Raw genomic sequence first — 13,921 nt, 5'->3', positions numbered from 1 at the left:
TCGTTTTTAGAAGATAATATATACCTGAAGGCCTTTAGGGTACTAACTAGCATTTTAAAGGTTCCAGGTTCATTAGTCTTGTTGTATTACTTCTGATAAAACCAATATTCATCACCAAATAAAATAGCTAGAGGTCAATGAGTGAACGGGCGATATATGACCAAAAAAGAAATGGAGGTAACCCCACTTCTTAGTATGGATGATCAACGAGGCTGTGCTCGTTGAAGCATCTTCTGCTCAATCCACTCTTTTATTTCACTCTCTACCCAGGCAGCATTTCTTTTGCCAAGTTGAATCGGTTTGGGAAAGTTGTTGTCTGCACAGTACTTGTATACGGTTGAGCGAGCCAAGCAAGTCACCTTCATGACTTGTCGTATCTTCATCAGCTGAAAGTGCTTAGATGTTGGTTGTAGAGTATTCATAATTCAAGCTCCTGAAAGTCTTGGTCGACATCATCCTGCTCAATGCCGATGTATCGCAATGTAACGCCCTCAGAGCTGTGCCTAAGCATCTTCATTACACGACCGATATCTTTAGTGTTTTGGTAGAGATGATAGCCCCTGGTCTTTCTCATGGAGTGTGTACCTAGGGCTAGTTTTATTTCTTCACCTACCATCGCTAGTGCTCTACAAACGTAACGCCGAGAAAGCGGTGCAGGCTTCACGGTCTTAGATCGTTGATTACGGTAGGATTGAAAAAGATAGATATGGTTAGGATGTTCTTGGCGAATACGTGCTATACGCTCAAGGGTTGTCGAGTTGAGTTTAATGTTAGCGAGTTTACCGGTTTTGGACTCACGGATGATTAACCTGTCGTCTTGGATATCATCAAACTTAATTGAAAGTAGGTCAGAGATGCGTAACGCTAGGTTTAGGCCGATATTCCACACATCAGCAAGTTGTTGGCTAAACTGTTTCTCAAGCAAGAAGCTAATGAGTTTAACCGTATCATGATCTTTAACTGCTTGAACCTCTGGCATGGGCAAGTTCCTTTTTTCTGCTATATCGATGTTTTGGGCACTTTGGTTTCGCAAAGGCCCATGAGGTAAGGGTTTGCTTGTTCCCGTTTTACCAATATGGGAACTTGGGATTTAAATGGTGTTATCCCAGTGCAATTTGCACCTGATAAACATTCATATGGTGATAGCTGGTGAAGTTGTCACTAAATAGTTCAATCAGCTCTGCTCCTTCATCATGGCTTATCCATCCGCCAATCGAGCTATAGACCTGCTTACTGTTAAAGCAGATATCGATATCCTTGATTAGCTCTGGGGAGTCATGCCCATGAAAAGCGAAATCAGTCACGTAAACTAATCGCCAGTGATCAACTTGTTTCTCAAGCCTCACTTCAACAGGATGAAATCCACCTCGCTGAGGTGAGTAGTCAGGATCTCTAAAGTACAAGGTGATGGCATTTGCGTCCTTTGGATTAGTGTGAATTAACTCTTGTGTTAGTAACTGATAGAAAGGGGCCGGCATAGCGGGTCTTTGATTGGTATCAATTGAAATTGTCATATAAACGTCCTTACTGAATAAACGCGCAACAGCAAGAGATTAGGAGCACACGCTCCTAATCTCTTGCTGCTGGTGGTTGAGTTGTTTTGAGTTACATCGAAATTGATAGGCTTCGAATGCTATTAACCTGAAGCTTTCGAAATAGAAAATACTGAATGCTGAAACAGTTAGATTAGACCTCTTTCCGCCAGTGACACTGGGGATTTACCCACAATTATGTGGTCTAAGACACGCACGTCAATTAACCCTAAGGCTTCGGTGAGCTTCTTAGTGATGAGCTTATCTGCTTGAGATGGTTCAGATACACCGGAAGGGTGATTGTGAGAAAAGATCACAGCAGCGGCATTTACTTCAAGTACGGCTTTCACTACTTCTCTTGGGTAAACACTGGCAGCGTCAATGGTGCCAAAGAATAATTCACGAAACTCTATGAGCTGATGTTGACTGTTGAGCATCATCACCCCAAATACTTCTCGCTCATAACCACCCAACTTGTAAGTAAGGAAGTCCTTTGTGCTTTGGGGGTTAGTGAACACATCCTGATGGTTCAGTTTTTCTGCAATGATACTCGCAGCACTCTCAAGCACTTGAAGGGCTGTCGTGGGCCAATGTGACGTTGTTTGATTGGTAAATCTGTTGTGCATATAAGCCTCCTTTAATCAGTTATTTGCTTATGCACAGTAGTGATATATATCTGAAATTTATTGGCTTCGTATTTATCTAGGTGATGACAACCGTAAATTTTTACAAGCTCAACTCATGTTGTGAATCAAACATGAGGAATTCACAATGAGATTTTTAAAACTACAGCAAGTTATGGACAAAACAACATTGTGCCGCAGCAGTATCTATCTCTTAATCAAAGCAGGCGATTTCCCTAAAAACGTTACTGTGATGGGCAAGCGTAAAGCCTGGTTAGAAAGTGAGATTGACGATTGGATGATGAGCAAAATTGAGAGTGAGGAACTGTAAATTAGATAGCAAATGACGGTAGTTTGGTTTATATTATTCAAAGTTTAATCATTTTTATAAACCAAGCCGTTGCTTGAGAGGATACCATGTTTGCAGAACGCCTAGAACGAGCCCGCAAGGCTGCCGGGCTATCAATGAGTGCATTGGCTAGTGAAGTTGGCCTGTCCGCTAACGCCATTAAGAAATACGAACATGGCACAACTATGCCCTCTTCTTCAAACCTGCTTAAGCTTGCGAAAGCGCTAGAGGTTCGTACTGAGTACTTCTTTCGACCGACTAAGGTGAAGTTAGAAGGTGTTGAATATCGCAAGCGTGCTAGCACACCAAAGAAGGTGTTAGACCGAATCAATGGTGATGTTCTAGATCAGGCTGAACGTTGGCAAGAGCTTTTAGAACTCTACCCTGACTCAGTAAAACCAATACCTGAGTTTTCTCTGCCCGATGAGCTACCAGAGCAAATCACCAGCCTAGGGCAGGTCGAAGATTTGGCGATTCAAATGCGTCAGGCATGGGACCTCGGCCTAAACCCGATCCACGATATGATCGATACCCTTGAAGCCAAAGGGGTGATGATTATTACCACGGATGTGGAAACGGATAAAAAGTTCGATGGATTAGCTGGCAAGATTGGTAATACCCCAGTAGTGGTTATCTCTACTGCTCAAAGTGGAGACCGCCAGCGTTTCACCCTAGCTCACGAGCTAGGTCATTTGGTAGTGCATGGGCGTTTAGCTGAAGATATTGATGAAGAGAAGGCTTGTAACGCTTTTGCGGGGGCATTTCTTTTACCTGCTCAGACGCTTATTGAGCACTTAGGTGAAAAACGTCGCCATATTGAACCACGCGAATTATTCATGCTCAAGCATGAGTATGGCATAAGCATGCTAGCAGCACTTTATCGTGCAGGGCAGTGCGAGATTATCACGCAAGCTACTCAGCGCAGCATTTTCATGTTCTTTAGTAAAAACGGCTGGCGAACTGCAGAGCCAGGTAAAGCCTACCCGCAAGAAACAACTTATCTGCTCAAGCAGCTGGTATATCGTGCACTAGGAGAAGAATACATTGGAGAATCCAAAGCGGCTGAATTGCTTGGCATGTCACTATCCAGCTTCCATAAAGAGCGCAAGCTGGAGGTGCTGAGTGCAGCAGCTTCTCATCAGTGATGCCAATATCCTCATTGACATGGAAGAAGGCGGCTTGTTGGAAGCCATGTTTCAATTACCCTTTGACTTCGCAACACCAGATATTCTGTTTTTTGAAGAACTGGAAGAAGAACATGCACACTTACCCGATTTAGGGCTGGCGTTAAAAGAAGTCTCTTCAGAATCAATGATGTATGCCATGCAGTTAACTGGTACCTATACCCAGGCAAGTAGAAACGATTGTTTTGCCCTTGCTTTAGCTAAGCAAGAACAGTGTCCTTTGCTAACGGGAGATATGGCGCTTAGAAAAGCAGCAGAGAAAGAAGCCGCTATTGTCAAAGGCACCATTTGGCTCGTTACGCAGTTGGTGGTTCATCAGAAAATCAATATCGAACAAGCAAAAGATGCATATAACCAGATGAAAGCAAATGGCAGGCGTTTACCGTGGGTTATCGCAGAGCAAGAGTTAGAAAAGCAAAAGGACAATGGATGATCCCCAATTACCAAGAGTTTATGCGTCCATTCCTTGAAGTTGCAAAGACAGCCAAAGGAAAAGAAGTCAAACTACGGGATGTTATTAATCAGTTGGCGGTACGGTTTAACCTCTCAGAAGAAGAGCGAGAAGAGCGACTGCCTAGTGGTAAACAAACCATTCTAGACAACCGTATTGGCTGGGCTCGCACATACCTCACTAAAGCAGGTTTGCTTGAAGCGACTAAGCGAGCACACTTCATTATTACAGATAGAGGCATTCAAGCGCTGCAAGATAAAGATGCAGTGATCAATAATCAGTACTTAAAGCAGTTTGATGAATTTGTTGCGTTCAAAGAACAAAAGAATGATTCCCCAAGTTCGCAAACAGCCTCTACTGAAGTAATTGAAGATTCAGTGGATGAAACCACTCCTGATGAAGTGCTAAGAGCCGCTTATAAGCAGATTAATGATGCATTAGCCTCAGATATCTTGTCTCGAACACGCAAAGTATCTCCAGCTTTCTTTGAGCAACTGCTTATCGATCTGCTATTGGCAATGGGTTATGGCGGAAGCAATGAGGGTATGGCTCACACCTTGGGTAAAAGTGGTGACAACGGTGTTGATGGCGTCATCAACCAAGATCCATTGGGTGTTGACCAGGTATACATTCAAGCGAAACGTTATGCAGAAGGAGCCAACATCAGCTCTGGCAATATTCGCGACTTCTTTGGCGCACTTAACCTCAAGAAAGCACAGAAAGGTATCTTCATCACTACCTCTGATTTCACGCCTTCCGCTGTTCAAACCGCTAAAGATTTAGGTATGCGCATCGTACTGATTAATGGCAAAGAGTTAGCCACATTGATGCTCCGCTACAACATTGGCAGTCGGGATGAAGATGTTTTGTATTTAAAGAAATTAGACGAAGAATTTTTTGAGAATTAATAGGGACGCTATGATCAAACAAAATGAAGATACACGGGTAAAGATACCGACCATTCTCCACCTAACACGCCTTGGATATAAGTACCTATCTTTAAAGCAGGCAACCTGGTGTACAGACACTAATATTTTCCCTGATATCTTCATGGAGTCCATAAGTCGAATTAACCCTGAAATGAAGGCTGAGGACATTGAACGTTATTTAGATGAGCTAAAGTTAAGTTTAGATAATGAAGATTTAGGTCGAGCTTTTTATGACAAGTTAGCGAGTCGCTCTGGGACAAAATTAATCGACTTCGATGACTTTTCAAAGAACAGTCTTCATGTAGTGACAGAACTGACTTACAAGAATGGTGATGAAGAGTTTCGACCAGACATCATTCTACTTGTTAACGGTATGCCTCTAGTCTTTATTGAAGTTAAAAAACCCAACAACAAAGATGGTGTTTTAGCTGAACGAAATCGTATTAACACTCGTTTTCAAAATCCTAGATTTAGGCGCTTCGTCAACATCACTCAGTTCATGCTATTTTCAAATAACATGGAATACGATGATGGAAGCCCAGAACCAATCCAGGGGGCGTTTTATGCAAGCTCTTCTTATACAAAGCCCATCTTCAACTACTTCCGAGAAGAAGAAGTCCTTAACCTTACTAAGCTGCTCAAGCCGTTAGAAGATGAAACAGAGAACGTTGTTTTAAAAGACAATAACTATACCGTTATCAAGCATAGTCCGGAGTTTATTACCAATAAAGACCACAATGCGCCGACAAATAGGATCTGTACATCCTTACTTAATCCTGAACGTCTTGCATTCATGTTGCGTTATGCTCTCGCTTACGTCAAAGAGAGTGACGGTTTACAAAAACATGTGATGCGCTATCCGCAATTATTTGCGACTAAAGCGATTGAAAGTAAGTTAAGTGAAGGTGTTAAGAAAGGTATTATCTGGCACACTCAAGGAAGCGGTAAAACAGCACTCGCTTATTACAATGTAAGATACTTGACCGATTACTATCAAAAGCAAAACATTATTCCTAAGTTTTACTTCATTGTAGACCGGATTGATTTGCTTAATCAGGCACGTAGAGAATTTACGAGTCGCGGTTTGATGGTGCATATGGTTAACTCTAAAGAAGAGTTTGCGAAAAGTATCAAAGCAACCAAAGTTATTCATAACGATTCAGGGAAGCCAGAGATCACTGTTGTCAATATTCATAAGTTTGAAGATGACCCCAGTGTTATGCGAACGGTCGATTATGACATCAGTATCCAACGCGTTTACTTTTTGGACGAAGTACATCGCAGTTACAATCCTAAAGGTAGTTTTTTAGCCAACCTAACTCAATCAGATCCCAATGCAATTAAGATTGGTCTTACAGGCACTCCGTTATTGCTAGAACAAAAAGATAAGGATCCTACGAAAGAGTCAAAAGCATTTAGCTCCAAACAGATTTTTGGTAACTACATCCATAAGTACTACTACAACGCATCAATTGCAGATGGCTATACATTACGTTTGATTAGAGAAGAAATTGCTAGCAACTATGTAATGGCAATGCGCCAAGCCCTACAGGAAGTCGAGGTACAGCAGGGCAGTATCGATAAAAAGCAAGCTTATGCTCATCCGAAGTTTGTAAAACCAATGCTCAAATACATAGTAGAAGATTTCGAGAAAAGCCGCTCTTCCTGGGGGGACAATAGTATTGGTGGCATGGTTATTTGTGATAGTTCTGATCAAGCCAAAGAGTTGTTCAAGCAGTTTAATGCTACTTACGCCACTAAGCCGATTCTACCTGTAACCTCAAAGACAATAGAGGAGGTTGCATCGCAAGCAGGTGCTTTTTATGAGTCAAAAATCAGCAACAGAGAAGAGCTAAAGCGAGATAACCAGGTACATTCAGCAGCTTTGATTTTACATGATTTTGGCAATAAGAAAGAGCGTGACGACTGGGTCGAGCGATATAAAGCAGGCGAAATAGATTTTGTATTTGTTTACGACATGCTGCTTACGGGGTTTGATTCTAAGAGATTGAAAAAGCTGTATTTTGGGCGAGTTATCAGAAAGCATAATCTACTTCAAGCATTGACTCGAGTGAATCGTACCTACAAAGAGTTCCGTTATGGTTACGTCGTCGACTTTGCAGACATTAGCGCTGAATTTGATGCGACTAATAAAGCCTATTTTGATGAACTAAAAAGTGAGCTTGGCGACGAGATGGACAGTTATTCAAACCTGTTCAAAAGTCATGAAGAAATACATGAAGAAATAGATCACATAAAAGATGTTTTATTTCAATTTGATACTGAGAATGCAGAGCTGTTCCAACAGCAGATTAGCCAAATCGCAGATCGCAAGCAGATACTCGTCTTAAAAAAAGCCTTAGAGAGTGCCAAAGATCTGTATAATCTCATCCGCCTTCAAGGAGATGCTGAGCATCTTAAAGAGCTAGATTTTGCAAAGCTTAACCTATTGTACCGATATACAAATGACCATCTGAGTAACTTAAATCTAAAAGAACAATTAGAGAACCGTGCTGATACAACTAACTTACTGAACGCGGCGTTAGAAGATGTTGTGTTTATGTTCACTAAAGTCGGAGAAAGTGAGCTCAAATTAGCGGATGAGCTCAAAAACACATTACGCAAAACCCGTGAAGCGCTAGCGGGTAATATAGATCAAGCTGACCCCAAGTTTATTGCTTTAAAAGAAGAGTTAGAGCGCTTATTCAAAACCAAGAATTTGAGTGAGGTGAGCCAAGAAGAAATGGACAAAAACATTGGGGCTCTGCGAAACATTCATGAGAAAGTAAAGGTGCTTAATCTTGAAAATAGCCGCCTTAAGTCTAAGTACTTAGGGGATGAAAAGTACGCTAGAACTCACAAGCGGCTTCTTGAAGGTAAGCGTGGAGAAAGTCAGCATAGTAAGTTGTTTGAGAGTACTGAGAACTTAGTTGAACGTCGCATTTTCGAAGCGTTAACGGCGATAAAGCAACTAACCGATGAGCAGGTATTGAATAATCAGCAATTATTAAATAATGAGAGCTATTTTGAGCGTACAGTGATGCCGAACACCATAAAGCAGTTCAAAATGGAACAAAAAATTAATTTAACTCCTTTAGCAGCTAAGCATATCAATGCTCTGGTAGTACGTGAGTACTTAAACGAATTTAATGGTAGAACACCGTGGTAGAACAAGATTTTCAAAGTAAAACAAAGCAACTAATTGATGATTTAAAATCGACATGTGCGCGGAATGGTTTAGGTAATGATGCTAGCGAATTCAAGATCATTACTCAGGTATTCTTGTATAAGTTGCTGAACGATAAGTTCACTTATGAGACCAAGCAAATTGAACCAAAACTGGCAAGTAGTGACAACTGGGAACAAGCTTTTGTCGCACTGAGCGATGATGAGCGAGAAATGCTGGCGATGCAGTTGCCAGCTGATGCGGCAGAGCTAAAGCAAGAGCACTTTATTTCAACGTTGTTTGCAAAACAAAACGAAGCCGATTTTGCTAAGTTGTTCGATGATACATTGCGTGATATCTCAATGCTCAACAGTGATACTTTTTCCGTAATGACAGATTCGGGTGAAAAAGTTGCTCTGTTTGAGCCAATCAGTGAGTACGTGACAGTTAACAAACGCGATGATTTCTGCCGCGCAATCATTAATAGCATTGCTGAGTTTAGCTTTGAACGTATTTTTATTCAAAAATACGACTTCTATGCCGTGATCTTTGAATACCTTATCAAAGACTACAATAGTAATTCAGGCGGTAAATACGCGGAGTATTATACACCCCATGCTGTCGCTCGTATCATGGCAAATATTCTTGTGCCAGAAGAGCAGCAAGGGAAAGTCAGCAACGTAAGTTGTTATGACCCTTCAGCGGGCTCTGGTACTCTTCTAATGAACGTTGCGCATGCTATTGGTGAAAGTCGCTGTTCTATCTTTACTCAAGATATTTCTAAGAAGTCATCGAATTTACTACGACTTAATTTAATTTTGAATAACCTTGTGCACTCAATCCCTAATGTAATTGAAGGTGATACTATGCGTCACCCTCACCATAAAGAAGGGGCTAGCCTAAAGCAGTTTGATTACATTGTTTCTAACCCTCCGTTTAAGCTTGATTTCAGTGAAATCCATGAAGAACTCAGCGGTAAAGAGCATCAAAAACGTTTCTTTGCTGGAGTGCCAAAAGTACCAGCAAAAGCGAAAGATAAGATGGCAATCTATCAATTGTTCTTGCAACACATAATCCACTCTTTGAAAGCAAATGGGAAAGCAGCAGTCGTTGTGCCTACTGGCTTTATTACTGCTAAGTCGATAGATTTGAAAATCCGAAAGCACTTGATTGACAATAAAATGCTGGCCGGTGTTGTATCAATGCCATCGAATATTTTTGCTACAACAGGAACTAATGTTTCTATTTTGTTTATTGACGCCAGTAACAAAGGAGACGTTGTTTTAGTTGATGCTTCTAGTTTAGGTACGAAAATCAAAGAGGGTAAAAACCAAAAAACGGTTTTAAGTAGTTCTGAGGAAAAACAAATTATTGATGCTTTCAATAATTCAAAGAGCGTAGATGATTTGTCTGTAGTTGTGAGCTACGAAGATATTGCAGCTAAGAATTACTCTCTGAGTGCTGGTCAGTATTTTGACGTAAAAGTCGAATATACAGATATCACTGAGGAAGAGTTTAAAGAAAAGATGACAAGCTATTCTTCAAGCTTGGAAGTCCTTTTCTCCCAATCAGATCTTTTAGAAGCCCAGATTAAGAAGGGTTTGAAGGGTTTGAGATATGAGTAAACTAAGAAAGTATAAGTTTAGTGACTTATATACTATGTCTTCGGGCATTTCTTCTACAAAAGAACAAGCTGGGCATGGCACTCCATTTTTGTCTTTTTCAGCAGTTTTTAATAACTACTTTGTTCCAGATGAACTAACAGAACTTATGGATGCGTCGGAAAAGCAGCAAGAATCGTATTCTATAAAAGAAGGGGACATTTTCTTAACTAGGACGAGTGAAGTTGTCGATGAACTCGCTATGAGCTCAGTGGCTATTAAAGATTATCCTAGTGCGACGTATAGTGGCTTCCTTAAACGCTTACGCCCTACTCAGGTCAACGTTAGTTACCCTAAGTTTATGGCTTTTTACTTAAGAAGCTCGTTGTTTAGAAAAACTATGACTAACAACGCTGTTATGACTTTGAGAGCAAGCTTAAATGAAGATATCTTTTCATATCTTGATCTTTTACTTCCAGAGTTCGATGAACAAGTAAAAATTGGTGATTTACTCTACGCGATTAACCAGAAAATTGAACTGAATAAACGCATCAATACTGAACTGGAGTCATCGGCGAAAATGCTATACGACTACTGGTTTGTACAATTTGATTTCCCCGATGATAATGGTAATCCATATAAGACATCTGGTGGGAAGATGGTTTATAACGACATTTTGAAGCGTGCAATTCCTAAAGGCTGGGAGATAGGTACAATTTCCAGTATCGCTGATCTAGTTAGAGGTGTCACATACAATAAAGATGATATCACAAGTTCTTGTGATGGCGATGCAGTTCCAATTTTGAGAGCTACCAATATAACTGGTAACCAAATAGATACTGACGATATGGTATATGTAGACAAGGGATTGGTTGATAAGAAGCAGTTTCTAAATAAACTTGACATTCTGATTACTATGTCAAGTGGTAGTATCGATCACATTGGTAAGAACGGTCTTTACTATTTTGAAGAACAAGTGGCTTTTGGAGCGTTTTGCGCAAAACTTGTAGCTAAACAAGACTACCGGTATTTTCTTTTTGGTTATACTCAATCAAACTTTCTTCAACAAAGCATTAAAAATGAATGCCTTGGCACAAACATAAACAATTTAAATGCTTCTTTAGTTAAGGGGTTTAAGTTGGTTATTCCAAACTCTTCAACGATTGACTTGTTCAATCAAAAGATAGCGTTAATTTATAAAATGATTGAAATTAGACAACAAGAAAGTAAGAAACTTATTGAGCTTCGAGACTGGCTTCTACCAATGCTAGTTAACGGTCAAGTTAAAGTGCAATGATGAATATTGTGTATCGGCTACTTCTTACAGTTACTGCAACATCTTTGTTGTTGATAATTTTTGTTGTGCAAAAGAGCTACACTCTAAGTTACTTTTTTGAACAGTGTGCCTACTTAGCCACATTGCCGAGCGCAATGTCATACATTCTATATCTCTCAGTACCAATAGCGTTAAGTGGTTTGAGTATTTATCTTAGCCGATACCTTGGTAAAGATGAGTTCAAAGCAGGTCAGGTCGTAGAGATTGAGCATGCAAATAACAGTTTTCTACCCAGCTATTTAGGCTACTTTTTTGTTGCATTAAGTGTCGGGAACTGGGAAACCTTGGTTTTCGTTTATGGTGTATTGTTTGTGTTTACCTTTCTTTCGCAAGCACTCTATTTCAACCCTCTATTTTTATTGTTTGGATTTGAGTTCTATAACATCAAAACGAAAAACGGCGCAGCAATCTTCCTGATAAGCCGCGAGCGGTACAAAACGCCTAGTGATATCATTATAGATAGAGCTTACCGTATTAATAATTATACATTTATTGAACGAGGATGATTCGTGGATTCAGTTCTTGCTAAAGTTAAAGGCCATAGTAAAAAGAATGTATTTAAACTGCTGTCAGAAGTAACACTGTTCGATGAATTGGAAGTGGCTGATGGTGCTTGTGTTGATTATGCTCCCGACCATAATTTGGACGAAGATTCGTGGTTTAAAATTGATCACTTTAGTCAGCAGCCATACTGTCTTGAAATTTTAAAAAAAGATTTTGATTCAAAAAATTATGATGATCTTCCAAAAGCTAAGTTCAAGGATATTTCTCAGCTTTACGCGATTCAGGGTGATAACTTTTACTTTCAAAAGATAACGCCTTCCCTTTTTGTTACTAAGAAGATGATTGCATTTGGTGAAACTGCAGAGCTTGAAAACACTGAAAAACGTTTGGTTGTTAATCAAGTTGCTGATGCTGTCTACTTTAAAGCGCAAGACAGATTGGTATTTAAGAGTCTAGCGACGATATCCAGTATCTTTAAAGGCATCGATGAACTCTATAAGGAAGCAACGAGAGAAGAAGTTGAAGCTTTCTTAGAAGAGGATTTTATTGAGCTTGCCGATGGCTATGATACGTCAAAGGTATCAAAACCAAACCGTAAACGCATCGCACTAGCAATGGATACACTTGCGGCGCTACCAGTTGAAGAGCGAGACCAAATGTACTCCTATATTCATAGTTACTGTGAGCAAAAGCTAACCTTTGATAAAGAAAACAGTAAGTTTCAAATCAACTCTGACGATGAGTTGAAATACCTGCTCTACGGTATTGAACAGCGTTTTTACACTACACCTCTAGGGCATGAAAAACGTTTGGCTAACTCTGTACAAGCAATGGATTAATTATTTATTACCTTTAAGGTCTGTCATGCTTTTGTGCAAGGATGAGGCGAGTTTATCCTCCTTTCATGTCACCAATGTAGCGATTTAATGAGCTTGTGCATTGTAATTGCTAACGTAACTAAAGCTTCTCTTCGCTCTTCCAGATAGTCGTACTGATCATAAATACCTTCAACACCCTTCAACTTGTGATTCAAGCATCTCTCGGCTACATGGCCGGGAGTGCCTTGTTTTGCTAGTAACGTTCGACAAGTACGGCGTAGGTCATGTACGGTAAAATGCAGCATGTCACCCATTAAATTAGGTGGTTGCTTCTTCTTTCCTGCTTCATGGCCAAAGAGCTTGGTAATGGCTCTATTAAGCGTGTCAGCGCCCATGTGAGGGCTCTTGCTTGCTCTACGACTTGGAAACACATAGTCAGATTTAAACCCTCTTACTTTCAACTCCTCAAGCCATTTCAATACTTCTGGTGCTAAAGGGATAGTAAAGCCTACATTGGTTTTGCTACGTTCCTTTGGTAAGTGCCATAAGCCTTTCTCTAGCTCAAACTCTTCCCATTTAGCTTCACACAATTCAGATTTACGCACCCCTAAACAAACCAATAATGCACAGGCCAGATAGTTGTCACGGCTGAAGCTAGTGCTGTTCTCTCTCGCAATACGGAAAAACAATGTTAACTCTTCTTCGCTTAATGCGCGGTCTTTGCTTTGCTCTATGCCGCCAGCGTCTCTCACAGTAAAAGCAGAAGCCGGATTGCCTTGCAGAAGGTCCAACTTCATCCCGTGATTAAAAAGCTGCTTACAATGACCTAGAGCGTCATTGGCGATGGTCGGGCGACCTGAATCATTAATCGCTGTGATTGCTGTGCGAATATCTCGGGCCGTAATTTTATCGAGTGGTATTTCACCGATATGTGGGGAGATATCTTTAGTGTAAATACGTTTGGGGATATTCGGGTGCTTTAGACGTTTAACTAAAGACGGGTACCAATCTTCAAATAAGTCGTTAACGGTTTTGATGCTCTCTTGTTCGGCACGTTTGCGCTGCAAGAGGGGATCAAAGCCTTCACGGACTTGCTTCATTTTGGTAGCGGCTTCTAGGCGGGCATCTGATAAGGTGAGATCTTTAACCTTACCAAGCGTCATTTCACGGCGCTTTTTATTGGAGGTAAAGCGCAGCATCCAGCTCGCGGTACCTGATGCCGGAACCACAAGGTACAAGCCTTCACCATCAGCGTGGCGTTGTGTTTTATCGCCACCAGCCTTTATGAGCGCTTTTACTTTATTAGCATTCAACTTACCCATAACCCACCTCTAACCATGTATGATCTGGGTAATAATTATTTTACCCACCACTTACCTTTATGGTAAGTCTATCACACCCACCACATTAACCACCAGTTGGCGGTGG

General features: G+C 40.7%; 14 protein-coding genes. 9 read left to right on the top strand and 5 right to left on the bottom strand.

Translation table 11 applies throughout. From position 1 onward, the window contains the following. Positions 1 to 203 precede the first annotated feature (203 nt). The 4 genes from L1D43_RS16590 to radC form a co-directional block, all read right to left on the bottom strand. The gene (locus tag L1D43_RS16590; RefSeq protein ID WP_345773718.1) at positions 204 to 383 is read right to left on the bottom strand and encodes an AlpA family phage regulatory protein; all 180 of its coding nucleotides are present in this window, start codon (positions 381 to 383) and stop codon (positions 204 to 206) included. Between the two features lie 35 nt (positions 384 to 418). Further along, entirely contained in the window at positions 419 to 979 is a 561-nt protein-coding gene (locus L1D43_RS16585; protein WP_220069847.1) for a tyrosine-type recombinase/integrase, read from the bottom strand. Positions 980 to 1,100: 121 nt separating this feature from the next. Further along, the gene (locus tag L1D43_RS16580) at positions 1,101 to 1,514 is read right to left on the bottom strand and encodes a DUF2787 domain-containing protein (protein ID WP_239853339.1); all 414 of its coding nucleotides are present in this window, start codon (positions 1,512 to 1,514) and stop codon (positions 1,101 to 1,103) included. 167 nt (positions 1,515 to 1,681) lie between these two features. After that, entirely contained in the window at positions 1,682 to 2,158 is a 477-nt protein-coding gene (gene radC, locus L1D43_RS16575; protein WP_239853338.1) for a DNA repair protein RadC, read from the bottom strand. 145 nt (positions 2,159 to 2,303) lie between these two features. On the opposite strand from radC, the gene L1D43_RS16570 reads away from it, so the two are divergent. From L1D43_RS16570 to L1D43_RS16530, 9 genes are all read left to right on the top strand, one after another. After that, positions 2,304 to 2,486, top strand: coding sequence for an AlpA family phage regulatory protein (locus L1D43_RS16570; protein ID WP_239853336.1), 183 nt, complete (start codon positions 2,304 to 2,306; stop codon positions 2,484 to 2,486). Between the two features lie 86 nt (positions 2,487 to 2,572). Continuing rightward, the gene (locus tag L1D43_RS16565; protein WP_239853335.1) at positions 2,573 to 3,649 is read left to right on the top strand and encodes an XRE family transcriptional regulator; all 1,077 of its coding nucleotides are present in this window, start codon (positions 2,573 to 2,575) and stop codon (positions 3,647 to 3,649) included. After that, positions 3,627 to 4,121: a PIN domain-containing protein gene (locus L1D43_RS16560; RefSeq protein ID WP_239853333.1), complete on the top strand. Its 495-nt coding sequence runs from the start codon at positions 3,627 to 3,629 to the stop codon at positions 4,119 to 4,121. The genes L1D43_RS16565 and L1D43_RS16560 overlap by 23 nt, the downstream gene beginning before the upstream one ends. Continuing rightward, positions 4,118 to 5,047, top strand: coding sequence for a restriction endonuclease (locus L1D43_RS16555; RefSeq protein ID WP_239853332.1), 930 nt, complete (start codon positions 4,118 to 4,120; stop codon positions 5,045 to 5,047). The genes L1D43_RS16560 and L1D43_RS16555 overlap by 4 nt, the downstream gene beginning before the upstream one ends. A gap of 10 nt (positions 5,048 to 5,057) precedes the next feature. Beyond that, positions 5,058 to 8,237, top strand: a complete 3,180-nt coding sequence (locus tag L1D43_RS16550; RefSeq protein ID WP_239853331.1) for a type I restriction endonuclease — start codon at positions 5,058 to 5,060, stop codon at positions 8,235 to 8,237. Continuing rightward, positions 8,231 to 9,859, top strand: a complete 1,629-nt coding sequence (locus tag L1D43_RS16545) for a class I SAM-dependent DNA methyltransferase (RefSeq protein ID WP_239853329.1) — start codon at positions 8,231 to 8,233, stop codon at positions 9,857 to 9,859. Before L1D43_RS16550 ends, L1D43_RS16545 begins: the two co-directional genes overlap by 7 nt. Further along, positions 9,852 to 11,132, top strand: coding sequence for a restriction endonuclease subunit S (locus tag L1D43_RS16540; RefSeq protein ID WP_239853328.1), 1,281 nt, complete (start codon positions 9,852 to 9,854; stop codon positions 11,130 to 11,132). Before L1D43_RS16545 ends, L1D43_RS16540 begins: the two co-directional genes overlap by 8 nt. After that, complete coding sequence (locus L1D43_RS16535) at positions 11,132 to 11,677, top strand: hypothetical protein (RefSeq protein ID WP_239853326.1); 546 nt, start codon at positions 11,132 to 11,134, stop codon at positions 11,675 to 11,677. Before L1D43_RS16540 ends, L1D43_RS16535 begins: the two co-directional genes overlap by 1 nt. Before the next feature lie 3 nt (positions 11,678 to 11,680). Further along, positions 11,681 to 12,514: an ATP F0F1 synthase synthase gene (locus L1D43_RS16530; protein ID WP_239853325.1), complete on the top strand. Its 834-nt coding sequence runs from the start codon at positions 11,681 to 11,683 to the stop codon at positions 12,512 to 12,514. A 68-nt stretch (positions 12,515 to 12,582) separates the two neighbouring features. On the opposite strand, the gene L1D43_RS16525 is transcribed toward L1D43_RS16530, so the two are convergent. Next, a complete protein-coding gene (locus L1D43_RS16525; RefSeq protein ID WP_239853323.1) occupies positions 12,583 to 13,815 on the bottom strand; it encodes a site-specific integrase in 1,233 nt (410 codons plus the stop codon). Positions 13,816 to 13,921: the final 106 nt, after the last annotated feature.

The sequence above is a fragment of the Shewanella sp. Isolate8 genome, assembly GCF_022398495.1.
GTDB lineage: Bacteria > Pseudomonadota > Gammaproteobacteria > Enterobacterales > Shewanellaceae > Shewanella > Shewanella aquimarina.
Note: the sequence above shows the minus strand (reverse complement) of the source record. Positions and strands in the feature narration are given on the sequence as shown.